22 protein-coding genes are annotated in these 24993 nt (G+C 68.9%); 16 read left to right on the top strand and 6 right to left on the bottom strand.

What is annotated here, in order from left to right; genetic code table 11:
- Positions 1-3: 3 nt before the first annotated feature.
- From IWH25_RS15945 to IWH25_RS15930, 4 genes are all read right to left on the bottom strand, one after another.
- Positions 4-1185, bottom strand: a complete 1182-nt coding sequence (locus tag IWH25_RS15945; RefSeq protein ID WP_203386749.1) for a GGDEF domain-containing protein — start codon at positions 1183-1185, stop codon at positions 4-6.
- A 129-nt stretch (positions 1186-1314) separates the two neighbouring features.
- Positions 1315-4218 (bottom strand): adenosylcobalamin-dependent ribonucleoside-diphosphate reductase, encoded by a 2904-nt coding sequence (locus IWH25_RS15940; RefSeq protein ID WP_203386748.1) that lies wholly within the window; start codon positions 4216-4218, stop codon positions 1315-1317.
- A 460-nt stretch (positions 4219-4678) separates the two neighbouring features.
- Entirely contained in the window at positions 4679-5851 is a 1173-nt protein-coding gene (locus IWH25_RS15935; RefSeq protein ID WP_203386747.1) for an acetate/propionate family kinase, read from the bottom strand.
- A 121-nt stretch (positions 5852-5972) separates the two neighbouring features.
- On the bottom strand, positions 5973-7394 hold the full coding sequence (locus IWH25_RS15930) for a bifunctional enoyl-CoA hydratase/phosphate acetyltransferase (protein WP_203386746.1): 1422 nt from the start codon (positions 7392-7394) through the stop codon (positions 5973-5975).
- Positions 7395-7604: 210 nt separating this feature from the next.
- Here IWH25_RS15930 and IWH25_RS15925 point away from each other — a divergent pair, with 210 nt between their 5' ends.
- From IWH25_RS15925 to IWH25_RS15900, 6 genes are all read left to right on the top strand, one after another.
- Entirely contained in the window at positions 7605-9494 is a 1890-nt protein-coding gene (locus IWH25_RS15925; RefSeq protein WP_203386745.1) for an NAD(P)H-dependent oxidoreductase subunit E, read from the top strand.
- Positions 9491-10183, top strand: a complete 693-nt coding sequence (locus IWH25_RS15920) for a 2Fe-2S iron-sulfur cluster-binding protein (protein ID WP_203386744.1) — start codon at positions 9491-9493, stop codon at positions 10181-10183. Before IWH25_RS15925 ends, IWH25_RS15920 begins: the two co-directional genes overlap by 4 nt.
- 1 nt (position 10184) lies before the next feature.
- Positions 10185-10736 carry an NADH-quinone oxidoreductase subunit B family protein gene (locus tag IWH25_RS15915; protein ID WP_203386743.1) on the top strand — a complete coding sequence of 184 codons (552 nt, stop codon included), beginning with the start codon at positions 10185-10187 and terminating at the stop codon, positions 10734-10736.
- 9 nt (positions 10737-10745) lie between these two features.
- Positions 10746-12212, top strand: coding sequence for a Ni/Fe hydrogenase subunit alpha (locus IWH25_RS15910; protein WP_203386742.1), 1467 nt, complete (start codon positions 10746-10748; stop codon positions 12210-12212).
- Positions 12209-12697, top strand: a complete 489-nt coding sequence (locus IWH25_RS15905; RefSeq protein ID WP_203386741.1) for a hydrogenase maturation protease — start codon at positions 12209-12211, stop codon at positions 12695-12697. Before IWH25_RS15910 ends, IWH25_RS15905 begins: the two co-directional genes overlap by 4 nt.
- A 79-nt stretch (positions 12698-12776) precedes the next feature.
- Complete coding sequence (locus tag IWH25_RS15900; RefSeq protein ID WP_203386740.1) at positions 12777-13508, top strand: hypothetical protein; 732 nt, start codon at positions 12777-12779, stop codon at positions 13506-13508.
- On the opposite strand, the gene IWH25_RS15895 is transcribed toward IWH25_RS15900, so the two are convergent.
- Positions 13499-13942 carry a universal stress protein gene (locus tag IWH25_RS15895; protein ID WP_203386739.1) on the bottom strand — a complete coding sequence of 148 codons (444 nt, stop codon included), beginning with the start codon at positions 13940-13942 and terminating at the stop codon, positions 13499-13501. The two genes, IWH25_RS15900 and IWH25_RS15895, sit on opposite strands and share 10 nt — an antisense overlap.
- A gap of 156 nt (positions 13943-14098) precedes the next feature.
- Here IWH25_RS15895 and IWH25_RS15890 point away from each other — a divergent pair, with 156 nt between their 5' ends.
- The 9 genes from IWH25_RS15890 (at position 14099) to IWH25_RS15850 (ending at position 22673) form a co-directional block, all read left to right on the top strand.
- Positions 14099-15493: an MBL fold metallo-hydrolase RNA specificity domain-containing protein gene (locus IWH25_RS15890; RefSeq protein WP_203389282.1), complete on the top strand. Its 1395-nt coding sequence runs from the start codon at positions 14099-14101 to the stop codon at positions 15491-15493.
- Positions 15494-15528: 35 nt separating this feature from the next.
- Positions 15529-17283, top strand: a complete 1755-nt coding sequence (locus IWH25_RS15885) for a PHA/PHB synthase family protein (RefSeq protein WP_203386738.1) — start codon at positions 15529-15531, stop codon at positions 17281-17283.
- Between the two features lie 116 nt (positions 17284-17399).
- A complete protein-coding gene (locus IWH25_RS15880) occupies positions 17400-18050 on the top strand; it encodes a chemotaxis protein (protein ID WP_238998931.1) in 651 nt (216 codons plus the stop codon).
- Positions 18047-18787, top strand: coding sequence for an oxygen-binding di-iron domain-containing protein (locus tag IWH25_RS15875; protein WP_203386737.1), 741 nt, complete (start codon positions 18047-18049; stop codon positions 18785-18787). Before IWH25_RS15880 ends, IWH25_RS15875 begins: the two co-directional genes overlap by 4 nt.
- Positions 18788-19059: 272 nt before the next feature.
- Complete coding sequence (locus IWH25_RS15870) at positions 19060-19512, top strand: hemerythrin domain-containing protein (RefSeq protein ID WP_203386736.1); 453 nt, start codon at positions 19060-19062, stop codon at positions 19510-19512.
- Positions 19509-19745, top strand: coding sequence for a DUF2249 domain-containing protein (locus IWH25_RS15865; RefSeq protein ID WP_203386735.1), 237 nt, complete (start codon positions 19509-19511; stop codon positions 19743-19745). Before IWH25_RS15870 ends, IWH25_RS15865 begins: the two co-directional genes overlap by 4 nt.
- 12 nt (positions 19746-19757) lie before the next feature.
- A complete protein-coding gene (locus tag IWH25_RS15860) occupies positions 19758-21068 on the top strand; it encodes a hypothetical protein (protein WP_203386734.1) in 1311 nt (436 codons plus the stop codon).
- Entirely contained in the window at positions 21065-22273 is a 1209-nt protein-coding gene (locus IWH25_RS15855) for an NnrS family protein (RefSeq protein ID WP_203386733.1), read from the top strand. The genes IWH25_RS15860 and IWH25_RS15855 overlap by 4 nt, the downstream gene beginning before the upstream one ends.
- A 4-nt stretch (positions 22274-22277) precedes the next feature.
- Positions 22278-22673, top strand: coding sequence for a SirB2 family protein (locus IWH25_RS15850; protein WP_203386732.1), 396 nt, complete (start codon positions 22278-22280; stop codon positions 22671-22673).
- 28 nt (positions 22674-22701) lie between these two features.
- Here IWH25_RS15850 and fnr read toward each other — a convergent pair whose 3' ends face one another.
- A complete protein-coding gene (gene fnr / locus IWH25_RS15845) occupies positions 22702-23451 on the bottom strand; it encodes a fumarate/nitrate reduction transcriptional regulator Fnr (protein ID WP_203386731.1) in 750 nt (249 codons plus the stop codon).
- A 103-nt stretch (positions 23452-23554) separates the two neighbouring features.
- Between fnr and hemN the strand changes: the two genes are divergently transcribed.
- The gene (gene hemN / locus IWH25_RS15840) at positions 23555-24949 is read left to right on the top strand and encodes an oxygen-independent coproporphyrinogen III oxidase (protein ID WP_203386730.1); all 1395 of its coding nucleotides are present in this window, start codon (positions 23555-23557) and stop codon (positions 24947-24949) included.
- The last annotated feature ends 44 nt before the right edge of the window (positions 24950-24993 follow it).

The raw sequence follows: 24993 nt of genomic DNA, 5'->3' as shown, positions 1-24993 counted from the left end.
GCCTCAGGCGGCTGCCGCGCGGGATTCTTCGGGGTCGGCGTGCACGATGCGGTCACGGCCGCCGGTCTTGGCGTGGTACATGCGGCGGTCGGCGACCTCGACCAACTGCTGCCAGTCCTCCGCCGCTTCCTGGCGGCGCTCGGCGAGGCCGATGCTGGCGGTGACCGGCGCGCCGTCCGGGCGCTTGCCGAAGCCGCGGTGACGCAGCCGGGCGAGCACGTCGCGCGCGCGATGCAGGTCGGTGTTCGGCAGCACCAGCACGAACTCCTCGCCGCCCCAGCGCACCAGCATGTCGCCGCGGCGCAGGTTGTTGGTGATCCGCGTCGCCGCCTCGGTCAGCACTCGGTCGCCGGCCTCGTGGCCGAAGCCGTCGTTCACGCTCTTGAAGTGGTCGAGGTCGATGAAGGCGACCGTCAGCGGCGCGTTGCTGCGCCGTGCCAGCGTGAACTGCATTTCCATCGTTTCCTCGCCGCTGCGCCGGGAGAAGCAGCCGGTCAGCGGGTCGCGGATCGCTTGCCGGACGAGCGCGATCATGAAGGCGAGCTGGCTCATTCCGGCCAGGTTGGAGACGCCGGTGATCAACGTCAGCAGCCAGAAGGCGCCGGCGAACGACGGCCAGTCCAGCGTCGACCAGCGCATGTAGCCGGACAGCGCCTGCGCGAACAGGATGGGGCTGGCGATCAGCAGGTTCTCGAGGAAGGTCAGCGGGAAGATCGCCAGGCCGGCGAGCAGCACGAAGGGCAGGAAGGCGTAGCCGGTGGCGATCGCCGCCGACAGCCCGGCCAGTTGGTGCCCGGCCAGCAGCTGGTGCGAGGCGACATAGAACACCGTCGGGATCGCGAAGAGCAGCGCCATCGCCCGGTAGGCGTCGGGCAGGCTGCCGGAAGGGCGGTAGCCGACGACGACCAGCGCGAAGGCGAAGCTCGCCGAGAGGCGCAGCGCGGCGAGCGAGAACCACAGCGGGTAGGGAAAGACGAAGTAGTCGATGATCGCCCACAGTGGCGTCAGCACCGCGAAGAGGAAGGCGAACAGGCGCACCCGGTTGACGATCATCGTCGCGCGGCGCCGCGCCAGCAGCGAGAAATGGGCGTGCGGCGAGAGCAGCCAGACGAGTTCGGAACGGTTCAGCTCGCCGGGCATCAGCCCGGTCAGCCGTGTCCAGACGATATGAGCAAGATGGCTCATGGCGGTAGCCCCCTCCCGGTTGGTAGCGTTCTTGTTGTTGGTGCCGCTTGCTTTCCCGGCGGTTCGCGGAAAAGCAAGCGGGGCGCCCTTCCGGGCACCCCGCCAGTATAACCCTGATATGCCTGTGGTTTAACCGCAGGTGCCGACTGCGCCGCAGGCGGTGCAGAAATCGCAGCCGTCCTTGCGGATCACCGTGGTGTTGCCGCACTCGCTGCACAGCTTGCCCTGCGTCGGGCGGACGCTGTTCGACGGCTCCTCGGGCGCCTGCAGGATGCCCATCTGCTGCACCGGGTAGCCGTTCTCGTCGAGGATGCCGAGCATCGCGTAGCGGTGGATGATCAGGTTCGCCAGGTAGGCCACCGTCGACGGGTAGTTGGCCTGCTTGCGCGTGCCCGGAACGAAGGCCATGAAGTCGCCGAGCGGCTCCGGGTAGTCGAGCAGCTTCCTGAGCTTCATGCCGATCCAGGCCGGGTCGACGACGCGCATGTCGAGCGACAAGAGCTTGGTCAGTCCGTCGAGCGCGCGCGGGTAGTTGCCGGAGAGCCAGACCGAGTACGGGCGGGTGACGCCGTCCGGCAGCATGATCTCCTTCAGGCCGAGCACGAAGTCTTCGCCGGTGGCCGGGTTGAAGACGTCGACGGTCCACGACAGCGTGCCGTCGGTGCCGGTTTTCGGCTCCTTCAGGCTGAACAGCGCATCGAGCACCGGCGTCGGGCCTTCCTGCTTGAAGCCGCCGATCTGCTCGACGCGGTAGTGGATCAGCTGCGCCATCGCGGCGACGGCGCCCGGCATCTGCTTCTGCTCGCCGTGCGGCGGGAAGGCCATGACGAAGCCTTCGCCTTCCGGGGTCTTGGCCAGCGATTCGAGCTTCAGTTCGAGCCAGGCGCGGTCGTTGGCGCGCATGTCCATCGACAGCGTCTTGGCGACGGCGCCAAGGCCGCGCGGCTGCGCCGGGCCATTGACCCAGACCTCGAACGGCCAGTTCTTGCCTTCCTGCTCGACATGGCCGACGAACAGCGCGAACTTGCCCTGCGGGTGGTCGATCATGTAGGTCCAGGCCAGGTTGCCTTCCGGCAGGTTCGGCCGGCCCGGCCAGCGCAGCGACGAGAGCACCGGCGCCGGCAGGTTCTTGATCGACAGGCGGCGGTTGGCGTCGCCGGTGACGAAGTCCTGCGGCGCCTTGGCATCCTGCTGCTCGGTCTTGGCCGCGCTGCTGGCAGATTCCACCGAGAGCACGGCGCCGAGCACGCTGTTCGGACGGTAGGTGGCCAGCCCCTTCAGGCCCGACTTCCAGGCCGCCAGGTAGAGGTCCTGGAAATCCTCGTAGGGATAGTCGGCCGGCACGTTCACCGTCTTCGAGATCGAGGTGTCGATGTACGGGGCGACCGCGGCGACCATCTCCTCGTGCGCCTGCGCCGAGATCTCGAGCGCGGTGACGAAGTAGTCGGGCAGCTTCTCGACGTCGCCGCCGAGGTGCTTGTACAGGCGCCACGCGTAGTCCTCGACCGAGTATTCCTTGAGCGTGCCGTCTTGCATGCGCTTCTTGCGGTTGTAGGTCCACGAGAAGGGCGGCTCGATGCCATTCGAGGCGTTGTCGGCGAAGGCCAGCGAGATGGTGCCGGTGGGCGCGATCGACAAGAGGTGCGAATTGCGCAGGCCGTGCTTGCGGATGTCGTTCTTGACGTCGGCCGGCAGGCGCGACGCGAAGTTGCCGCCGGACAGGTAGAGCTCGGCGTTGAACAGCGGGAAGGGGCCGCGCTCCTTGGCCAGGTCGACCGAAGCCAGGTAGGCGATGTCGCGCATGTACTCGGAGATGCGCGCGGCCATCGCGCGCGCTTCGGGGCGGTCGTAGCGCAGGCGCAGCATCGCCAGCGCATCGCCCAGCCCGGTGAAGCCGAGGCCGACGCGGCGCTTGTTGGCGGCCTCTTCCTTCTGCCGCTCGAGCGGCCAGGCGGTGACGTCGAGTACGTTGTCGAGCATGCGCACCGAGACCTTGACCACTTCGCCGAAGGCGTCGAAGTCGAATTCGGCGAGGTCGGTGAAGGCGTGCTTGACGAACAGGGTCAGGTTGATCGAGCCCAGGCAGCAGCAGCCGTAGGGCGGCAGCGGCTGCTCGGCGCACGGGTTGGTGGCCTCGATCAGCTCGCAGTAGTTGAGGTTGTTGTCCTTGTTCATGCGGTCGAGGAACAGGATCCCCGGCTCGGCATGGTCGTAGGTGGACTTCATCACCTGATCCCACAGGTCGCGCGCCGGCACCTTGCGGTAGACCCACAGGCCGTCCTCGCGCTGGTAGGCGCCGTTGGCCTTCATGTCGACGTTCGGCTCGGCGCGGTGCGTCAGCTCGACGTCGGCGTCGGCCTCGACGGCCTGCATGAAGGCGTCGCTGACGCCGATCGAGATGTTGAAGTTGGTCAGGTCGCCGTGGTCCTTGGCGTGGATGAAGTCCTCGATGTCCGGGTGGTCGCAGCGCAGCACGCCCATCTGCGCACCGCGGCGGGCGCCGGCGGATTCCACGGTCTCGCACGAGCGGTCGAAGACGCGCATGTAGGAGACCGGGCCGGAGGCGCGCGAGTGCGTGCCCTTGACCAGCGCGCCGACCGGGCGGATCGACGAGAAGTCGTAGCCGACGCCGCCGCCGCGGCGCATGGTCTCGGCGGCCTGGGCGAGCGCGGTGTAGATGCCGGGCTTGCCGTCGACGGTCTCGACGATCGAGTCGCCGACCGGCTGCACGAAGCAGTTGATCAGCGTCGCCGCGAGGTCGGTGCCGGCGGCGGAGTTGATGCGGCCGGCCGGGACGAAGCCGTTTTCCTGCGCCCACAGGAACTTGGCTTCCCAGTGCGCGCGGTTCTTCTCTTCCTCGGCGGCGGCGAGGGCGGCGGCGACGCGGCGGCGCACGTCGTGGACGTTGGTTTCCTTGCCCTTGGCGTATTTCTCGACGAGAACCTCGACGGAGATTTCCTGTTCCGGCAACGGACCGACTTCCGGTGCATCGGGGACGTTCGACAGCGACAGCTGCTTGGCGACAGTGCTCATGGTCTCATCCTGTTCGAATTATTGAAAAACTGCTGGGTATGCGAAAGGTAATAGGTTGTTCTGTACAGCGAGCGGATGCCCTGAAAACTACTATATCTAGTAGGTGATGGCAAGAACTTGACTAAATGTAGGTTTGCGGCGTGGCCCCGGGCGGGCGCCGCAAAAGCTTTGAAATCGCTGGTTTAGCGGCGCCGGGGACGGAGTGGGCACCCATGGGTTGTGCGCTGCACAATAGACCGCGCCCCGGGAAAAAGGGTTCCCGGGGCGCGCGATTTTCCATCCTGCCGTGAGCCAATCGGCGAGGCGGCGATGCCGCCCGCGGCAGGGGCGGCGGTGACTCGCCCCCGCCTGAAGGCCGGAGCGTCCTTTCCACCCTCCCGAACGGGGGCCGCCGATTCCTCGCTTGCGCTTCGTCTCGCCGGCCCCGGCATCGATGCCGGGGCGCGCGCTCGACGCGTGGTCAGAGCAGGTCGCGGGTGTGCTGCGCGATCATCCACTCCTCGTCGGTGGGGATCGCCAGCGCCTCGGTACGGCTGCCGGCGGTGCTGATGCGGCGCAGGCCGCTGCCGTTGGCGACCGGGTCGAGCTCGATGCCGAGCCAGCCGAGCGCGGCGCAGACGCGCTGGCGCACCTCGGTGGCGTGCTCGCCGATGCCGCCGGTAAACACCAGCGCGTCGATGCCGCCGATGCAGGCGGCGAGCGCGCCGATCTCGCGCACGATGCGGTAGCAGAAGAGGTCGACGGCCTCGGCGGCGTGCGGGTCGTCGCTGGCGAGCAGCGTGCGCATGTCCTGGCTGATGCCGGACACGCCGAGCAGGCCGGATTCCTTGTAGAGCAGCTTCTCGATCGCCTTGGCGTCCATCCCCTTCTCCTGCATCAGGTAGAGGACCACGCCCGGGTCGAGGGCGCCGGTGCGGGTGCCCATCATCAGGCCGTCGATTGCGGTGAAGCCCATCGACGTCGCCTGGCTGCGCAGCCCGCGCATCGCGCACATGCTGGCGCCGTTGCCGAGATGGGCGACGACCACGCGGCCGTCGGCGCGCGCGCTGTGCTCGGGCAGCACGCGGGCGATGTATTCGTAGGACAGGCCGTGGAAACCGTAGCGGCGGACGCCTTCGGCGGTCAGCGCGCGCGGGATCGCGAACAACTGCGCCAGCGCCGGCTGCGTGCGGTGGAAGGCGGTGTCGAAGCAGGCGATCTGTGGCACGCCGGGCAGCCGCGCGGCGAGCGCCTTGACGCCGTTGAGGTTGTGCGGTTGGTGCAGCGGCGCCAGTGCGACGAACTGCTCGAGTGCGGCGATCGTTTCCGCGTCGAGGCGAACCGGCTGCGAGTAGCGCTCGCCGCCATGCACGACGCGATGGCCGACGGCGACGATCTGCCGCGAGTTCTGCTGATGCGCATCGAGCCAGCCGAGCAGCGCGTCGAAGGCGGCCGCATGCTTGATGCCTTCGGCGAGCGCATCGTCGGCGATGCGCTCGCCGGCGGCGCTTTTCGCCACCAGGCGCGCGGCGGCGCCGAGGCCGTCGATCTGGCCGCTCAGGTAGGGATGGCGCGCCAGTTCGCCATCGAGCGCGTAGAGCGCGAACTTGATCGACGACGAGCCGGCGTTGATGGTCAGGATGGCGCGGCTCATGCTGCCTCCGCCGGGCCGCCCCAAGGAGGCAGCGAGACAATGCGCGAAGGCCGCGCCAGCGGCCGAACCGTAATCGCCCCCTGCCGTGGGCAGGGGGTCGGGGGGATGGTCGTGGCTGGCATCATTCCGCCTTGCGCTTGGCGTGGGCGATCAACGCTGCGATCGCGCACGAGGCGGTGCGCGTCTCGGCGGTGTCGGCGCGGCTGGTGAGCACGATCGGCACCGCGGCGCCGAGGACGACGCCGGCGGTCAGCGCGTTGGCCAGGTATTCCAGCTGCTTGGCGAGCATGTTGCCCGATTCGAGGTCGGGAACGACCAGGATGTCGGCGTCGCCGGCGACCGCCGACTTGATGCCCTTGGTCTTGGCGGCGACGATCGACACCGCGTTGTCGAAGGCGAGCGGGCCGTCGAGGATGCCACCCTTGATCTGGCCGCGGTCGGCCATCTTGCACAGCGCCGCGGCGTCGAGCGTGGACTGGATCTTCGGGTTGACCGTCTCCACCGCCGACAGGATCGCCACCTTCGGCTCCGGGCGGCCGAGGATGTGCGCGAGGTCGATCGCGTTCTGGATGATGTGCACCTTCTCTTCCAGCGTCGGCGCGATGTTGATCGCGGCGTCGGTGATCAGGAGCGGCTTCGGGTAGGTCGGCACGTCCATCACGAAGACGTGGCTGAGGCGGCGGCCGGTGCGCAGGCCGCCGGCGCGCGAGACGACCTCGCCCATCAGCTCGTCGGTGTGCAGGCTGCCCTTCATCAGCGCCTCGGCGTCGCCGTTCCTGACCAGCGTCACCGCCATCGCCGCCGCTTCGTGGCTGTGCTTGACGTTGACGATGCGGAAGCGGCTGATGTCGAAGCCGTGCTCCTCGGCGAGCGAGCGGATCTTCTTCTCGGGGCCGACCAGGATCGGTTCGATCAGGCCGGCCTCGGCCGCCTGCAGCGGCCCCTTCAGCGACTCGTAGTCGCACGGGTGGGCCACCGCCATGTCGATCGGCGGCAGGCCGCGCACCTTGGCCAGCAGCTGCTCGTAGCGGCCGTGCCTGTCGGCGATGACGACGTCGGGGAGGGTCACCTTCGCCCGCCGCACCTTGTCCCGCGGCGCCAGCGTCTCGACGCTGCCCTGGATCACCGGCAAGTCGTCCTGGTTGGTGCAGGTGCAGTCGAAGACGACGTGCTGGTTGTGCTCGAACTTGTGCTTGACGGTGACGGTGATCGTGATCGTGTCGCCGATCGTCACCGGCCGCACGAAGTGCAGCGACTGGTCGACGAGGATCGTCCCCGGGCCCGGGTATTGCGTGCCGAGCACCGTCGAGATCAGCGACGCCGACCACATGCCGTGCGCGACGACCTCGCGGAAGATGCCGCTGTGGGCGAATTCCTGGTCGACGATGGCCGGGTTGATGTCGCCGGTCATCACCGCGAACAGCTGGATGTCCTCGGGGCGCAGCGTGCGGATCAGCGAGGCCGTGTCGCCGACCCGGATTTCGCTGAAAATGCGGTTTTCCAAATACTGTTCGCCGTGCGGGGCGCTGTGGGCGCTTGACATGCGGGGCTCCGTGGTCTGTGAATGTAGGGATTCGACGAGTATAGTTTGCTGCAGTGCGGCATACAACTTGCAAGGCCGGACCAAGCAATTTTGTGGCCAGTCCGCGAAAATGATGCGGACGCACATGAAGCGGGGATCCTTCCCGGCAACCGGTGCTGCCGGAATCGGGGAGTGTTTCCAGATAGCGGGAAAATATTGCCGGAGTCTCTCATGGGTGAGAAGAGCAAGGCGCCAGCCGCGGTGTTGCCGACGATCCTGCAGCGCTGGCGGAACGATCCGACCGCCCTGGTCCAGATCCTGCGCGAGGCGCAGGAGGAAACGGACTGGATCTCGCCCGAGCTGATCGACGCGCTGGCCGCCGCCCTGCACCTGCCGCGCGCCAAGATCGAGGGCGTGGCCGGCTTCTACAGCTTCTTCTACACCCGTCCGCGCGGCCGTTACCGCGTGCTCTTCGCCGACAACATCGTCGAGCGCATGCAGGGCAGCGTCGCGCTGCGCGAACGCATGTGCCGCAACCTCTGGGTCGAGTCGGGCAAGGTCTCGGAGGACGGGCTGGTCAGCGTCGACACCACCTCGTGCATCGGCATGGGCGACCAGGGGCCGGCGCTGCTGGTGAACAACCGCGCCGTGCCGAACCTCGATGCGGCGCGCATCGACCGGCTGTGCGAGCTGATCCGCGGCGAGGTGCCGCTGGCCGACTGGCCGACCGACCTGTTCGTCGTTGCCGACAACGTGCGCCAGGCCGGCGTCCTGCTCGGCAACGATCTGCAGCCGGGGGACGCACTGCGTGCGGCGCACGGCCGCGCCGCCGGCGACGGCATCGAGGCGTCGAACGCCCGCTCCTGGCGCGAGGGCCTGCCGGCCGGACTCGCCGGGCCGGTCGCGGTGATCGAGGAAATCCGCCGCGCCGGCCTGCGCGGCCGCGGCGGCGCAGGCTTTGCGACGGCGTTGAAATGGGACGCCTGCCGCAATGCGCCGCTCGCCGCCGGCCGCCAGCGCATCGTCGTCTGCAATGCCGACGAGGGCGAGCCCGGCACCTTCAAGGACCGCGTGCTGCTTGCCAGCCACGCCGACCTCGTGCTCGAGGGCATGACCGTCGCCGCCTACGCGGTCGGCGCGGCGCGCGGCTTCCTCTACCTGCGCGGCGAATACCGCCATCTGCTCGGCCCGCTGCTGGCCGTGCTCGCGCGGCGGCGTGCGGCGGGGCTGCTCGGTCGCGCGATCCTCGGCATCGCCGGTTTCGACTTCGACATCGAGATCCACCTCGGCGCCGGCGCCTACGTCTGCGGCGAGGAGTCGGCGCTGATCGAGTCGCTCGAAGGCAAGCGCGGCACGCCGCGCAACCGGCCGCCGTTCCCGGTGACGCATGGCTACCTCGAGCAGCCGACGGTGGTCGACAACGTCGAGACCTTCGCCTGCGCGGCGCTGATCGCGCAGCACGGCGGCGACTGGTTCGCCGGCATCGGCACCGCGAAATCGACCGGCACCAAGCTGCTGTCGGTCTCCGGCGACGTCGCGCGGCCCGGCATCTACGAGTTCCCGTTCGGCGTTTCCGTCGGCGAGGTGCTGGCCGCCGCCGGCACCGCCGACACGCAGGCGGTGCAGGTCGGCGGGCCATCCGGCACCTGCGTCGGTGCTGCCGAGTTCGGCCGCCGCATTGCCTTCGAGGACGTGCCGTCGGCCGGCGCCTTCATGGTCTTCGATTCGACCCGCGACATGTTCGAGGTGGCGCGCAACTTCACCCACTTCTTCGCGCACGAGAGCTGCGGCTTCTGCACGCCGTGCCGCGTCGGCACCCCGCTCTTGAAGAACCTGATGGACAAGCTGGCCAACGGCCACGGCTCGCCGTACGACTTCGCCGAGATCGAGAAGATGAACCACATCCTGCAGCAGATGAGCCACTGCGGGCTCGGCCACTCGGCCTGCAACCCGGTGCTCGACACCATCGCCCGCTTCCGGCCCGCCTACGAGCGGCGGCTGTCCAACGCGTCGTTCGAGCCGGCCTTCGACCTCGACCGGGCGCTGGCGCCGGCGCGGCAGATGACCGGCCGCGACGATGCCGGCGCGCACCTGTCGATCCACGCCGAGGAGGAACAATGAGCGATACCTTTACGCTGGACGGCCGGGAAATCCCCTTCCGCGACGGGCAGACCATCATCCAGGCGGCGCACGACGCCGGCGCCTGGATTCCGCACCTGTGCTACCACCCGGAGTTCAAGCCGCACGGTTCGTGCAAGCTGTGCACGGTGACCGTGAACGGCCGCCACATGGCCTCGTGCACGACGCGGGCGGCGGCCGGGCAGGTGGTCGAGAGCAACACCGAGGCGCTCAACGGCGAGCGCCGCACGCTGCTGCAGATGCTCTTCGTCGAGGGCAACCACTTCTGCCCGTCGTGCGAGAAGAGCGGCGACTGCAAGCTGCAGGCCGCCGCCTACGAGCTCGGCATGATGACGCCGCACTTCGACCACTTCTACCCGAGCCGGCCGGTCGACGCCTCGCATCCGGAGATCCTGCTCGACTTCAACCGCTGCATCCTCTGCTCGCTGTGCGTGCGCGCCAGCCGCGACGTCGACGGCAAGTGCGTGTTCGCGCTGTCGGGACGCGGCATCGGCACGAAGCTGATCGTCAATGCGGCGAGCGGCCGGCTGGCCGACACCGACGTGGCGAGCGACGACAAGGCGCTGGCGGTCTGCCCGGTCGGCGTCATCCTGAGGAAGCGGCGCGGCTTCGCGGTGCCGATCGGCGAACGTACCTACGACAAGGCGCCGATCTCGGCGACGGAGGATTGAGATGAGCGAACCCGCGAAGAAGAAGCTGCGCGTGGCGACCACCTCGCTTGCCGGCTGCTTCGGCTGCCACATGTCCTTCCTCGACATCGACGAGCACCTGTTCGAGCTTGTCGAGCTGGTCGAGTTCGACCGCTCGCCGCTGACCGACATCAAGGAGGTCGGCGAGTGCGACCTCGGCATCATCGAGGGCGGCCTGTGCAACGCCGAGAACGTGCAGGTGCTGCGCGAGTTCCGCGCGCGCTGCAGGAAGCTGGTGGCGATCGGCGCCTGCGCGGTGAACGGCGGCCTGCCGGCGCAGCGCAACCACCTCAAGCTCGCCGAGATCCTGGAAGAGGTCTACCACACCAGCCCGGGCATCGCGCAGGGGATGATCCCCAACGACCCCGAGCTGCCGCTGCCGCTGAACAAGGTGCATCCGCTGCACGAGGTGGTGAAGATCGACTGGTTCCTGCCCGGCTGCCCGCCGTCCGGCGAGGCGATCTGGAAGGCGCTGACCGACATCGTCGCCGGCCGCGACCCGCAGCTCGGCTTCGGCCTGCTGCACTACGACTGAGGACGACCAATGAGCTACCGTCTGGAGACCGCCGAGCATCCCGAGCAGCTGCGCCGCGTCGCGATCGACCCGGTGTCGCGCGTCGAGGGCCACGGCAAGGTCACGCTGCTGCTCGACGACAGCAACAAGGTGCACCAGGTGCGCCTGCACATCGTCGAGTTCCGCGGCTTCGAGAAGTTCATCCAGGGCCGCCCGTACTGGGAGGTGCCGGTGATGGTGCAGCGCCTGTGCGGCATCTGCCCGGTCTCGCACCACCTCGCCGCGGCGAAGGCGATGGACGCGATCGTCGGCGCGCGGCGGCTGACGCCGACCGCCGAGAAGATGCGCCGGCTGATGCATTACGGCCAGATCCTGCAGTCGCACGCGCTGCACTTCTTCCACCTGTGTTCGCCGGACCTGCTGTTCGGCTTCGACAGCGAGGTCGGCCGGCGCAACATCGTCGGCGTCGCCGAAACGCACCCGGAGACCGCGCGGCGCGGCGTGCTGCTGCGGAAGTTCGGCCAGGAGGCGATCCGCATCACCGCGGGCAAGCGCATCCACGGCACCGGCGCGATTCCCGGCGGCGTGAACAAGTCGCTCAGCATCGAGGAGCGCGACACGCTGCTCAGGGACGCCTACCAGATGGTCGCCTGGGCGCGCGACGCGGTGCATCTGGCGCGCCAGCTGCACGAAACCGACCCGGCGCTGTACAACAGCTTCGGTATCTTCCGCTCGCACTTCATGTCGCTGGTCGGCGCCGACGGTCGGATGGACCTCTACGACGGCCGCCTGCGCGCACGCGACGACGCCGGGGCGATCTTCTTCGACGGCGTCGCCCAGGCCGACTACGAGAAGCACATCCAGGAGGAAGTGAAGCCCTGGAGCTACATGAAGTTCCCGTACTTCCGCGCGCTCGGCAACGAGCACGGCTGGTACAAGGTCGGCCCGCTCGCCCGCGTGCAGAACTGCGATGCGATGCCGACGCCGCTGGCCGACGCCGAGCGCCGCGAGTTCCTCGACTACGCCGGCGGCACGCCGATGCACGCCGCGCTCGGCTACCACTGGGCGCGCATGATCGAGATGCTGCATGCGGCGGAGACGATCAAGGACCTGCTGCACGATCCGGATCTCCTCGGCGGCGAGCTGATGGCCGGCGGCGAGCGCGGTTTCGAAGGCGTCGGCATGATCGAGGCGCCGCGCGGCACGCTGATCCACCACTACCGCGTCGGCGAGGACGACCTGGTGACGATGTGCAACCTGATCGTGTCGACGACGCACAACAACCAGGCGATGAACGAGGCGATCCGCCACGTCGCCCGGCGCTACCTGCACGGCCGCGAGATCACCGAGGGGCTGCTCAACCACATCGAGGTGGCGATCCGCGCCTACGACCCGTGCCTCTCGTGCGCGACGCACGCGCTCGGCAAGATGCCGCTCGCGGTCGAGCTGCGCGACGCCGACGGCAGCCTCGTGCACCGGCTGAGCCGCGGCGCATGAGCGCGCCGTTCGTGATCCTCGCCTGCGGCAATCCGAGCCGCGGCGACGACGCGCTCGGGCCGCAGCTGCTCGCGCGGCTCGACGCCTGGCTGCGCGCCGAAGGCCTGGCGGAATCGTTCGCGCTGATCGAGGATTTCCAGTTCCAGATCGAGCACGCGCTCGACCTCGAGGCGCGGCGGGCGGCGCTGTTCATCGACGCCGGCACGGGTACGCCGGCGCCGTTCACGCTGCAGCCGGTGCTGCCCGACGACACGCCGGGGCACAGCACGCATGCGATTCCGCCGGCGGCGGTGCTTGCCGTCTACCGCCGCGTCGTCGGCGGCGAGCCGCCGCCGGCGCACGTCCTCTGCGTGCGCGGCGAGCGCTTCGAACTCGGCACCGGGCTCAGCCCGGCCGCCGCCGCGCACCTCGAAGCCGCCTGGCCGTCGCTGCGGGCGTTCTGTCACGCCCTGCTGCAATCGACGGCGGACGGCGGGAAAGCTTGATCCAGATCATATTGGCGGCGCCGGCGCAAGCCTAGGATGCGTCTTGCCGCATGTGCGGTGTCGATGACGTCATTTGGCGATGCGTCTCTTCAATCTTCATTCGCTTTCGGCGGCTGCGGCCGCCGTTCTTTTTTCCGCGCTCTGCGCGGGTGCACCGGCGGCGGCCGAAACGTCCGTCGCCGCGCCCTGTGCGCTGCCGCCGACGGCGGCCGACTGGCATGCCCGGCTGGCGGCGCAGCCCGCCGCCGCGAGGGCGGGGCAGACCATCGCCGTCGCCGTGGACCTGGCCGCCAGCGCCGACGTCGCCCTCGATGCCGACGGCGGCCTGCGCTACGGGATGGCCTTCAACGACGTCGCCGAGGGCTGGAGCTGGCAGCCGCAGACGCGGCCCGAGGACGAAGACTACTACCGCTGGAAGTTCCTGCCGCTGCAAACGGTGACCGAGCACGGCGCGAGCTACGTGCAGGAGGAGAAGGTCGGCGTGCCGCAGCAGACGCGCGTCGAGCGGCGCCACGACTATTTCCTGGCCTTCGACAATCCCTATCGCTTCTATGCGCGCGGCGACGCCGGCTTCGTGCTGCCGCTGCCGGCGGGGGCGGCAGCCGTGCCGTCGCTGCGCCTGGTGGCGATCGCCCGCCTCGGCGAGCCGGCGACCGGCGAGAGCACGACCTTCTGGAAGGCGGTGCATGCCCGCCCGGTCGATTTCACCCTGAAGAAGCACTACCTGATCGGCGCGCTGAGCGCGCTGGTCGCCTGCGACGCGCGCGACGGTCGCGAGCTCGCGCGCATCGTCGCCGACGGTCAGCGATAGACGAGCACCGGGATCTGCGAGTGCGTCAGCACCTTGTTGGTCTCGCTGCCGAGCAGCAGGCCGCTGATGCCGCGGCGGCCGTGCGAGGCCATGAAGATCAGGTCGCAGCCGGACTGCTCGGCGGCCTGGATGATCGCCTCGTAGGGAATGTCGCTGGTCAGCGCCAGCTTGGCGCAATCGACCCCGGCCGCAGCGCAGGCCTGCTCGACGAAGCCGAGCACCTGTTGCGCCTGGGTGTCGGCGAGTTCGGCGAACTTCTCCGGCGTCGTCGGGTCGATCAGCGCGCCCTCGCCGTAATAGGTCACCGGGTACTCGGGCTTGGCGTAGAAGGCGGTGATGCGCGCCCCCGCCTCCTTGGCGAAGGCCACGGCGCGGCGCACCGTTTCCTGCGACAGCTCGGAGCCGTCGGTCGGGACAAGAATGTGCTTGAACATGGCGTATCTCCCCTCTGAGTCCTTACGTTCGGCATGCTGCTCCATCTGTCTGCATCCTAGCAGGCCGGCGCCGATATGGAAAACCGGGGTGCCGCCGCGCCGGCGAGCGCGCGAAATCGCACCGGCGACGGCAATTGGTGCAACAATCGACACATGATGAACATCCAGTTCTTCGGCGCCGCCGGCGAGGTGACCGGCTCCTGCTATCTGGTGACCGGACCGGGCCTCGCTTTCCTCGTCGACTGCGGCATGTTCCAGGGCGGCCCCGATGCCCGCCTGAAGAACCTGCGCGCGCTGCCCTTCGACGTGCGCAAGCTCGACTTCGTGCTGCTGACGCATGCCCACATCGACCACTCCGGCCTGCTGCCGCGGTTGACCATGCTCGGCTATAAGGGGCCGGTCTACACCACCGCGGCGACCATCGACCTGCTCAAGGTGATGCTGCTCGACAGCGCGCACATCCAGGAGAAGGACGCCGAGTGGGAGCTGCGCCACCGCCACCGGCGCAACGCCTCGCTGCGCGGCAGCCCGCAGCCGCTCTATTCGGTGACGCAGGCGCTGGACGCCCTCAAGCACCTGCGGCCGGTGGCCTACGAGGAGCCGTTCTCGCCGCACCCCGAGGTGCAGGTGCGCTTCTTCGACGCCGGCCACATCCTCGGTTCGGCGATCATCGAGATCCGCAGCGGCGGCCGCCGGCTGGTCTTCTCCGGCGACCTCGGCCAGCCCGGGCGGCCGGTGATCAACGATCCGACGCCGCTGCGCGACGCGGACGTGCTGGTGGTCGAGTCGACCTACGGCAACCGCCTGCACCGCTCGCTGCAGGAGACCGAGGACGAGCTGGTCGCGGCGTTCACGCACACGCTGCGCGAGAAGCGCGGCAACATCGTCATCCCGGCCTTCGCCGTCGGCCGCACGCAGGAGCTGATCTACGTGCTGGCCGGGCTGATCCGCGCCGGCCGCCTGGCGCCGATGCGGCTCTACGTCGATTCGCCGATGGCCAAGGCGGCGACGCAGATCACGCTGCACCACGCGGCGCTGCTCGACACCGAGACGCGCGAACTGATCGACTGGCAGCGCCACCACACGCACCAGCTCGACGTGCATTTCGTCGCCGACGTGATGGAGTCGATGGCGCTGAACGACGTGCGCGCGGGCGCGGTGATCCTTTCCGCGAGCGGCATGTGCGAGGCCGGGCGGGTCAAGTACCACCTGCGCAACAACCTGCCGCGGCCGGAATGCGCGGTGCTGATCACCGGCTTCCAGGCCGCCGGCACGCTCGGCCGCCGCCTGGTCGACGGCGCCCGCTCGGTCGCCATCTTCGGCCAGCAGGTGCCGGTGCGGGCGGCCATCCACACCATCGGCGGCCTCTCCGCGCACGCCGACCAGGCGGCGCTGCTCGGCTGGCTGCGCCATTTCCGGCAGCCGCCGGCGCGCACCTACGTCGTGCACGGCGAGCCGGCGGCGGCCGGCGCCTTCGCCGAGGCGATCCGCAGCCAGCTCGGCTGGGAGAACGTCGAAATTCCCGGCTACCGGGCGGAAATGCCCTTATGATTCAAGGTTGATGACAACGGATCGGCAGGTGTGTCATGGCTAACGGGAATTCTTCGGGGCGCGGCCGCCGCGGCGCCCGCCTGAACGGCACCAGTCCGCTCGAGGAATTGACGAGCGCGATCGAGGAACAGGTCGACCCGTTCGGCGTCACCACCTCGATGCTCAACGCCCAGGCCGCCTGGCTGATGCATCCGCAGGAACTGATGCGGGCGATGACCGCGCTGTCCGAGGACGTGCTCGCGCTGCAGACGCACGTGATGCGGCGCGCGATGGGCTTCGAGAGCGAGGATGTGGTGGCGCCGAACGAGGACGACACGCGCTTCTCCGACGCGGCGTGGCAGGAGTCGGCGACCTGGGACATCGTCAAGGAAGCCTACCTGGCGTTTACCCACCGCCTCGAGGACATGTGCTACGAGACGCCGGGGCTGTCCGAGAAGGAGCGCCGGCGCGCCGCGTTCTGGTTCCGCAAGTGGCTGAACGCGATGGCGCCGACCAACTTCTTCTGGACCAACCCGGTGGCGATGCGGAAGTTCGTCGACAGCCGCGGCGAGAGCCTGCGCCAGGGGCTGCAGTACTTCATGCGCGACCTGCAGGCGAAGAACGTGCGCATGGTCGAGGAGGACGCCTTCACGATCGGCACCGACCTGGCGACGACGCCGGGGCACGTCGTCTACCGCAACCGCCTGCTCGAGCTGATCCACTACACGCCGACCGCGGCGACCGTGCACGCGGTGCCGCTGCTGATCGTCACGCCGTGGATCAACAAGTACTACATCCTCGACCTGACGCCGAAGAAGAGCCTGGTGCGCTGGCTCACCGAACAGGGTTTCTCGGTCTATATCACCAGCTGGAAGAACCCCGGTCCCGAGATGGCGAGCGTCAGCTTCGACGACTACCTGCGCGAGGGCGTGGACGAGGCGGTCCGCTTCGTCTGCAAGCTGCACAAGGTGCCGCAGGTGGCGCTCGCCGCCTATTGCATCGGCGGCACGCTGGTCGCCACCTACATGGCCTGGGCCAACCGCCGCTACGGCGCCGACAAGGTGCCGGTCGCCTGCTGGACGCTGTTTACGACGCTGACCGACTTCTCCAAGCCGGGCGACATCGAGGTCTTCATCGACGAGGGCAGCGTCCGCTGGCTCGAGCAGTCGATGGCGAAGAAGGGCTACCTCGACGGCAGCGAGATGGCCTCGTCGTTCCGCATGCTGCGCTCGAACAGCCTGATCTGGCACTACTTCGTGAACAGCTACCTGTACGGCGAGCCGCTGCCGCCGTTCGACGTGCTGTTCTGGAACATGGACACCACGCGCATGCCGCAGGCGATGCATTCGTTCTACCTGCGCGAGATGTACCTCAACAACAACCTGATGAAGCGCGATGCGCTGACCATCGCCGGCGAGCCGATCGACCTCGACCGCATTGAGCAGCCGCTCTACGCGGTCACCGCCGAGGACGACCACATCGCGCCGTGGCGCCAGTGCTACCGCATCCGCAAGTACGTGAACGTGAATGCGCCGGTGCGCTTCGTGCTCTCCAGCTCGGGGCACATCCTCGGCATCGTCAACCCGCCGGTGAATCCGCCCAAGCGCAGCTTCTGGGTCGGCAACCCGGAGCGCAACGAGCATTTCGAGCACTGGCAGGAGCGCGCGAAGAAGAAGAGCGGCTCGTGGTGGGAGGACTGGGTCGCCTGGCTGCGCCCGCGCTGCGGCGAGCGCGTGGCGCCGCTGTCGCCGGCGGCGCCCGGCTATCCGGACCTCGGTCCGGCACCCGGCACCTACGTCCTCGAAAAGTGACGCCGGCGGGAGTGTCCAGCTCCGGCGGGGCCTGCTACAGTGCCGGCAGCGCCGGGGTCCCGCCCGGCGCGCGTCCTTCCCTGCCAACCCGTGATCCGCGAGAGGCGCGCGACGAGATGACTGCCGAACCGACCGAGATTGCAAGCCGCCGGCACGGCGCCGGGCCGGGGGCCTCCGGCCCGGCGCGCGACCTTCTGCGCATCGTGCGCATCAACGAAGAGATCAAGCGGGTCGTCGCGGTCGCCTTCAAGATCAACATCATGGCGCTGAACGCGATCTTCCTCGCCAAGCGCGCCGGCAATGCCGCGCTCGGCTTCGGCGTCCTCTCCAACGAACTGCGCGTGTTCTCGAAGGACCTGCGCGAAAGCATGATGGCGCTGACCCGGCTGATCCACGACGCGGTCGCCGAAGTCTCGGTGCTGCTGCAGGAGTCGCGCCAGGACGGGCTGTTCCGGCGCACCGCCGACGAGGTGCCGGGCAACGCCCGGCTGCGCGAGGTGCTGGCGCGGCGCGACGGCCGGCGGGCGGCGCGCGAGGAGCGCATCGCGACGCTGCGCCGCAACCTGCGCCTGGCCGTCGACGAGGCGGCGCGGCTGGTCGAGCTGGGCGGCGTGCTGGCCAAGTCGGCGAAGATCGAGGCGGCCTACGGCGCCGGCTTCGCCTCGTCGCTGGCGCAGGTCTCCGGCGAATTCGACGGCATCGTCGAGGAAATCCGCGCGTCGCTCGACAAGCTGCGGCGCTCCAGCTTCTTCGGGGGACGAGCATGAAGACGACGCAAACCTTCTTCGAGGCCGGCAGCCACAAATGGACGGCGATCGTCCGCGATCCGGCGAAGCCCGGGTACCTGATCGATACCAACGAATACCTGGTCCAGCACGCCGGGCAGGGGCTGCTGCTCGACCCGGGCGGCGCCGAGATCTTCCCGGCGGTGTTCTCGGCGCTCTCCGCCGAGTTCGATCCGTCGCGGCTGGCCGGCATCTTCGCCTCGCACCAGGACCCGGACATCATCTCGTCGCTGGCGCTGTGGCTGGAATTCAACCCGCAGATGAAGTGCTACGTGAGCTGGCTGTGGGCCAGCTTCATCCCGCATTTCGGCGGCACCGCCGAGACCTTCGTCGCGCTCCCCGACGAAGGCATGGCGATCCCGCTCGCCGGGCTGCCGCTGCAGGCGGTGCCGGCGCACTACCTGCATTCGTCCGGCAACCTGCACCTCTACGACAAGCAGGCGAAGATCCTGTTCTCCGGCGACGTCGGCGCTGCGCTGCTGCCGGCCGACAGGCAGGGGCTCTTCGTCGAGGACTTCGCCGCGCACATCCGCCACGCCGACGCCTTCCACCGGCGCTGGATGGGGTCGAACGAGGCCAAGCGGCAATGGTGCGAACGCGTCTCCCAGCTCGACATCGACATGCTCTGCCCGCAGCACGGCGCGATCTACCGTGGCGGCGACGTGCAGCGCTTCATCAACTGGTTCGACGAACTCCGCGTCGGCGTCGCGCGCGCCTGAGCGATGCGCCTCGCGCATCGCGAAGAAGTACTCCCGGGGTGCGCCTGAGCGATGCGCCTCGCGCATCGCGAAGAGGTCTTCCGGGGGGCGCCTGAGCTGAGCGCTTCGCGCTCTGCGAGGAAGGCCGCTGGCCAGGCGCCTGAGCGGCAGGCTGCGGCAAATCGCCGCAGCGGCGGGCCGGGCAGGGAGGGCGGCCGCCCTTTTTGATCTCAGTCAATGCCACCTCGCCGGGGGAATCTGACAATGGCCCGACCAACAACAGAGTCCCCGAGATGACCACCATCAGAGATTTCATGACCGACGACCATCGCCGTTGCGATGACGTCTTCGCCGAGGTCGAGCAGGCCGTTGCCGGCGGCGACTGGGCCGCCGCCGCGGCTGCCTTCGCCCGTTTCCAGGAGAGCGTGCTGCAGCATTTCGCCGCCGAGGAGTCGCTGCTGTTCCCGGCCTTCGAGCAGAAGACCGGGATGCGCATGGGGCCGACGCAGGTGATGCGCAGCGAGCACGTGCAGATGCGCGAGCTGATGCAGTCCGCCGCCGCCGCGCTGGCGGCGCAGGATGCCGACGCCTACGCCGGCGAGGCCGAGACCCTGCTGATCATGATGCAGCAGCACAACATGAAGGAGGAGAACATCCTCTATCCGATGTGCGACCAGCACCTCGCCTACGAGACCGATACGCTGGTGCCGCAGCTGCGCGCCGAGATGCCGGGAGCCGGCGAATGAAGCACCCGAAGAGCGACCGGGTGATCGACGCGCGCGGGCTGGAGCCGCCGGAACCCTTCGTGCTGACGATGGACGCGCTCGACCGCCTGCCGAAGGGCGAGAAGCTGCTGCTGCTGCTCTACCGCGAGCCGTTCCCGCTGTACAAGGCGCTGGCCAACAACGGCTTCGCGCACGCGGCCGAACACCTCCCCGACGGCACCGTCGAGATCCTGATCTGGCACGCCGACGCGTGAAGGCGTAGCGCCGTGCAGGCCCTCCTGTCGTTCGAGCAGGCGCCGCCGATGGCCGCGCCTTTCCGCTTCTTCCTCACCGCGCCGCTGTTCGCGCTGCTCGCCGGCGCCGTGCTGCTGGTCGGCGGCGGCGACGCCTTCGCCTCGCGCTGGTCGCCGGGCGCACTGGCGCTGACGCACTTGATCGCGGTCGGCTTCGTGCTGCAGGTGATGCTCGGCGCGCTGATCCAGATCCTGCCGGTGGTCGCCGGCGCCAACCTGGCCGGGCCGCTGTGGGTGGCGCGGCTGGTGCATGCGCTGCTGGTGCCCGGCGCGCTGTGCCTGGTCGCCGGCTTCCTCGGCCTGTTCCCGGGCTTTGCGCCGGCCGCCGTGCTGCTCGTCGCCGGCGTCGGCCTGTTCGTCGTCGCCGCGGCGCGCGCGCTGCTCGGCGTGCCGTCGACCAGCCATACGATCGGCGGCCTGAAGGTCGCGCTGGCCTCGCTCGCCGTCGTCGTCGGCCTCGGCGTCGCGCTCGCCGGCGGGCTGGAGGCGCGCTGGTCGCTGCCGCTGGTCGATACCACCCACGTCCATGCCGGCTGGGGGCTCGGCGCCTGGGGGGTCGGCCTGCTCTCGGCAGTGGCCTACGTCGTCGTGCCGATGTTCCAGCTGACGCCGCTCTATCCGCGCTGGTTCAGCCGCGCCTTCGGCGGCGTGCTGTTCGCGGCGGCGACGCTGCTGGCGGCGGCGACGCTGTCCGGCCGCGCCGTCGCCGGCGAGCTGCTGCAGGCGCTGCTGGTCTGGCTGGCGGCGGCCTTCTGCGCGATGACGCTGTGGCTGCAGGCGCGCAGCAAGCGGGCGCGCCCCGACGCGACGCAGCGCCTGTGGCGCGGCGGCCTGCTCTGCGGGCTCGCGGCCTGCCTGCTGTGGGCGCTGGCGGCGCTGGTGCCGGCCATCGGCGAACGCGACGAATGGCCGCTGCTGTTCGGCGTGCTGGTGCTCGCCGGCGGCTACATGTCGGTGGTCGTCGGCATGCTCTACAAGATCGTCCCCTTCCTGGTCTGGCTGCATCTGCAGAATCGCGGCCGCGGCAAGGTGACGGCGCCGAACATGAAGGCGGTGCTCGCCGAGCCGCCGATGCAGCGGCAGATGCGCGTGCATTTCGCCGCCTGCGCGCTGCTCGCCGCCGCCGTGCTCTGGCCGGCGTGGCTGGCGCGGCCGGCCGGGCTGGCGCTGGCGCTGTCGGCGGCGCTGCTCGCCGCCAACCTGTTCGCCGCGCTCGGCGTCTACCGCCGCCATGCGGCGCTGGTCGACCGCCGGCTGGCGGAACTCGCGGGAGGCCGGGCATGAACCTGCGCCACGTCTTCTTCGCCGCGCCGCACCGCGTGATGTTCTTCGCCGGCGGGCTGCAGGCGCTGTTCGGCATGGCCTTCTGGGCGAGCGACCTCGGTGCCCGCTACGCCGGCCTCTACGCGCCGCTGCCGTGGCCGGCGCCGGCGACCTGGCTGCACGCGGCGCTGATGCTGTACGGACTGTTCACCTTCTTCATCTTCGGCTTCCTGATGACGGCGCTGCCGAAGTGGGTGGCGCAGGGGCCGCTCGAGCAGCGGCAGTACGTGCCGGCCTTCGTCGTCCTCGCCGCCGGCTGGGGGCTGTTCTACGCCGGCCTTGCCGCGGCGCCGCTGCTGCCGCTCGGCATGCTGGTCGCCGCCGCCGGCTGGGGGCTCGGCTGGCGCGCGCTGTTCGCCAGCGTGCACAGCTCGATCAGCGAGCACAAGACGCATGCCTGGGTGGTGCTGGCCGCGCTCGCCGGCGGCGGCGGCGGCCTCGTGCTGTTCGCTGCCGGCATCGCATTCACGCAGCCGGCGCTGGTCGCGGCGGCGATCGAGATCGGCCTCTGGCTGTTCCTGGTGCCGGTCTTCTTCACCGTTACCTACCGCATGCTGCCGTTCTTCTCCGGCAGCGTCATCCGCGGCTACGACGAATACCGCGGCCGCACGCCGTACTGGATCGTACTCGGCTGCTGCGCGCTGCACGCGGCACTGGCGGTCGGCGAGCTGCGCGCCTGGCTGTGGCTGCCGGACCTCGCCGGCGGCACCACCGCACTCTGGCTGTCGTGGCGCTGGCAGCTGCGCAAGGCCTTCGTCTCGCACCTGCTGGCAATGCACCACTTGGCCGGCGTCTGGCTCGGCGTCGCCTTCCTGCTCTTCGCCGCGCAGAGTCTGGCGGCGTTCGCCGGCAGCGGCTGGGGCGGTAGGGCGCCGCTGCACGCGCTGACCGTCGGCTATTTCGCGTCGATCCTGGTCGGCATGGCGACGCGGGTGACGCTCGGCCATTCCGGCCGGCTGATCTCGTCGGACGTCTGGGCCTGGCGGCTGTTCTGGCTGTTCCAGGGGGTGGCGCTGCTGCGCATCGGCGGCGAATGGGCGACGGAACTCGGCGCCTTCAATCCGGTCTGGCTCAGTGCGCTCGGCTGGCTGGGCGTGTTCGGCATGTGGGGCCGCGTGCACCTGCCGATGTTCCTCAAACCCCGCCCCGACGGGCGAGCAGGCTAGGTCGATGAGCTATCTGATCCTCAAGCACATCCACGTCACCGCGGTGGCGCTTTCCGGCACCGGCTTCCTGCTGCGCGGCCTGCTCATGCTGCGCGCGTCGCCGCTCCTGCAGACGCGGCTGGCGAAGGTGCTGCCGCACGTGATCGACACCATCCTGCTCGGCAGCGCGCTGGCGATGGTGATAATCAGCGCGCAGTACCCGTTCGTGTTGTCCTGGCTGACCGCCAAGGTCATCGGCCTGCTCGCCTACATCGGCTTCGGCATGATGGCGCTGAAGCGCGGGCGTACCAAGGCGCAGCGCGCAGCCTGGTTCGTCGCCGCGCTGGCGGCCTTCGCCTACATCGTGTCGGTGGCGCTGACGCGCGACCCGCGCGGCGTGCTGGCGCTGCTCGCCGGCTAGGGCGGCGCGGGGCAGGGTGGTCGGCGGTTCAGCCGCGGCCCTGCTGGTGGTTCATCAACTGCTTGAGACCGGGGATGTTGAGGATGCGCACGTGCTTCTGCTGCACGGCGATCAGGCCTTCCTCCTGGAAGCGGGAGAAGGCGCGGCTGACGGTCTCCAGCTTCAGGCCGAGGTAGCTGCCGATCTCCTCGCGCGTCATGCGCAGGTAGAACTCGGCCGGCGAGTAGCCGCGCGCGGTGAAGCGCTGCGACAGGTTGAGCAGGAAGGCGGCCAGCCGTTCCTCGGCGCGCATCGTGCCGAGCAGCATCATCACGCCGTGGTCGCGGACGATCTCGCGGCTCATCACCTTGTGGAAATGGTGCTGCAGCGTGTGGATCTCGCGCGACAGGCCTTCGAGGTGCGAGAACGGGATCGCGCACACTTCGCTGTCTTCCAGCGCGACCGCGTTGCAGGAATGGATTTCGGTGCTGATGCCGTCGAGGCCGAGCAGCTCGCCGGTCATCTGGAAGCCGGTGACCTGTTCGCGGCCGTCCTCGAGCAGCACGTCGGTCTTGAAGAAGCCGCTGCGCACCGCGAAGATCGAGTCGAACGGCTCGCCGGCGCGGTACAGGTGCTCGCCGCGCTTCAGCCGGCGGCGGTTGGAAACGAGTTCGTCGAGCTTTTCCACCTCGTCGTGGGAGAGCCCCATTGGCAGGCAGAGTTCGTGCAGGTTACAGTTGGAGCACGCCGTCTTCACTTCGACCAGCGAAATCGGGGTTGCGATCTTTCTGTTAGGCATTTCCGCTCCGGCGTTTGAGGGGTCTAAAGCCCCTTTGATCCATGTCAACGTGCGCGTTTACGGGGCACACGATAATCCGTAGCACACCAACCGCTCAACACCAATGAACTTCGCCGCACCCAACCTCGTCTTCGACCCGCAGATTCTCCGCCGCTTCGACATCAACGGTCCCCGCTACACGTCGTACCCGACCGCGGACCGCTTCGTCGAGGCCTTCGATGCGGAGGCCTACAAGCTCTGGCTGGGAAAGCGCAACATCGGCGGCATCAGCCGACCGCTGTCATTGTACTTCCATATCCCGTTCTGCAACACCATCTGCTACTACTGCGCCTGCAACAAGATCATCACCAAGGATCACGGGCGCTCGGCCAAGTACCTGAAATACCTGGCGAAAGAGCTGGACCTGCAGAGCCAGTACCTGGACGGCACGCACGACGTCATCCAGCTGCACTGGGGCGGCGGCACGCCGACCTTCCTCTCGCACGACGAGATGCGGCAGCTGATGGCCTCGACCCGCAAGCACTTCAACCTGCTCGACGGCGGCGAATACTCGATCGAGGTCGACCCGCGCAAGGTCGACGTCGCCACCGTGCAGCTCCTCGGCGAGCTCGGCTTCAACCGCATGAGCCTCGGCGTGCAGGACTTCGACGAGCGCGTGCAGCAGGCGGTCAACCGCATCCAGACCGAAGAGGAAACCGAGACCGTGATCCGCGCCGCGCGCGGCAACGGCTTCAAGTCGGTGTCGATCGACCTGATCTACGGCCTGCCGTTCCAGACGGTGATGGGCTTCAACCGTACGCTCGAGCGCGTGCTGGCGATGGACCCCGACCGCCTGTCGATCTACAACTACGCGCACCTGCCGAGCCTGTTCAAGCCGCAGCGCCGGATCGCCGACGCCGACCTGCCGTCGCCCGACACCAAGATGCAGATCCTGTCGCTGGCGATCCGCAAGCTGACGGAGGCCGGCTACGTCTACATCGGCATGGACCACTTCGCCAAGCCCGAGGACGAGCTCGCCGTCGCCCAGCGCCAGGGCCGGCTGCACCGCAACTTCCAGGGCTACTCGACCTACGCCGACTGCGACCTGCTGGCCTTCGGCATCTCGGCGATCGGCAAGGTCGGGCCGACCTACGAGCAGAACGTGAAGACGCTCGACGAGTACTACGACCGCCTCGACGCCGGTATCCTGCCCGTCTATCGCGGCATCGAGCTGTCGGCCGACGACATCCTCCGTCGCGCGATCATCCAGGCGCTGATGTGCCACTTCGAGCTGTCGCTCGAATCGATCGAGATCGCCCACCTGATCGACTTCCGCAAGTACTTCGCCGCGGAGCTCGAGGACCTCAAGGAGATGCAGGCGGCCGGGCTGGTCAACATCGACGACAAGTGGATCACCGTGCTGCCGCCGGGACGCATGCTGGTGCGCGCGATCTCGATGGTCTTCGACCGTTACCTGCGCGCCGACCGGCAGCGCACGCGCTATTCGAAAGTCATTTGAGGGGCGGGGGGCTGGGGACCAGGGGCTAGAGTAAAATACGCAGG

Source organism: Azospira restricta (genome assembly GCF_016858125.1).
In the GTDB taxonomy this organism is placed as follows: Bacteria; Pseudomonadota; Gammaproteobacteria; order Burkholderiales; family Rhodocyclaceae; genus Proximibacter; species Proximibacter restrictus.
Note: the sequence above shows the minus strand (reverse complement) of the source record. Positions and strands in the feature narration are given on the sequence as shown.

Coding starts and splice junctions, on each gene's coding strand:
- IWH25_RS15925 (WP_203386745.1), top strand. CDS start 7,605: ATGGGTGAGAAGAGCAAGGCGCCAGCCGCGGTGTTGCCGACGATCCTG.
- IWH25_RS15900 (WP_203386740.1), top strand. CDS start 12,777: ATGCGTCTCTTCAATCTTCATTCGCTTTCGGCGGCTGCGGCCGCCGTT.
- IWH25_RS15915 (WP_203386743.1), top strand. CDS start 10,185: ATGAGCGAACCCGCGAAGAAGAAGCTGCGCGTGGCGACCACCTCGCTT.
- hemN (WP_203386730.1), top strand. CDS start 23,555: ATGAACTTCGCCGCACCCAACCTCGTCTTCGACCCGCAGATTCTCCGC.
- IWH25_RS15870 (WP_203386736.1), top strand. CDS start 19,060: ATGACCACCATCAGAGATTTCATGACCGACGACCATCGCCGTTGCGAT.
- IWH25_RS15940 (WP_203386748.1), bottom strand. CDS start 4,218: ATGAGCACTGTCGCCAAGCAGCTGTCGCTGTCGAACGTCCCCGATGCA.
- IWH25_RS15880 (WP_238998931.1), top strand. CDS start 17,400: ATGACTGCCGAACCGACCGAGATTGCAAGCCGCCGGCACGGCGCCGGG.
- IWH25_RS15910 (WP_203386742.1), top strand. CDS start 10,746: ATGAGCTACCGTCTGGAGACCGCCGAGCATCCCGAGCAGCTGCGCCGC.
- IWH25_RS15895 (WP_203386739.1), bottom strand. CDS start 13,942: ATGTTCAAGCACATTCTTGTCCCGACCGACGGCTCCGAGCTGTCGCAG.
- IWH25_RS15935 (WP_203386747.1), bottom strand. CDS start 5,851: ATGAGCCGCGCCATCCTGACCATCAACGCCGGCTCGTCGTCGATCAAG.
- IWH25_RS15850 (WP_203386732.1), top strand. CDS start 22,278: ATGAGCTATCTGATCCTCAAGCACATCCACGTCACCGCGGTGGCGCTT.
- IWH25_RS15920 (WP_203386744.1), top strand. CDS start 9,491: ATGAGCGATACCTTTACGCTGGACGGCCGGGAAATCCCCTTCCGCGAC.
- IWH25_RS15875 (WP_203386737.1), top strand. CDS start 18,047: ATGAAGACGACGCAAACCTTCTTCGAGGCCGGCAGCCACAAATGGACG.
- fnr (WP_203386731.1), bottom strand. CDS start 23,451: ATGCCTAACAGAAAGATCGCAACCCCGATTTCGCTGGTCGAAGTGAAG.
- IWH25_RS15945 (WP_203386749.1), bottom strand. CDS start 1,185: ATGAGCCATCTTGCTCATATCGTCTGGACACGGCTGACCGGGCTGATG.
- IWH25_RS15930 (WP_203386746.1), bottom strand. CDS start 7,394: ATGTCAAGCGCCCACAGCGCCCCGCACGGCGAACAGTATTTGGAAAAC.
- IWH25_RS15890 (WP_203389282.1), top strand. CDS start 14,099: ATGAACATCCAGTTCTTCGGCGCCGCCGGCGAGGTGACCGGCTCCTGC.
- IWH25_RS15905 (WP_203386741.1), top strand. CDS start 12,209: ATGAGCGCGCCGTTCGTGATCCTCGCCTGCGGCAATCCGAGCCGCGGC.
- IWH25_RS15855 (WP_203386733.1), top strand. CDS start 21,065: ATGAACCTGCGCCACGTCTTCTTCGCCGCGCCGCACCGCGTGATGTTC.
- IWH25_RS15885 (WP_203386738.1), top strand. CDS start 15,529: ATGGCTAACGGGAATTCTTCGGGGCGCGGCCGCCGCGGCGCCCGCCTG.
- IWH25_RS15865 (WP_203386735.1), top strand. CDS start 19,509: ATGAAGCACCCGAAGAGCGACCGGGTGATCGACGCGCGCGGGCTGGAG.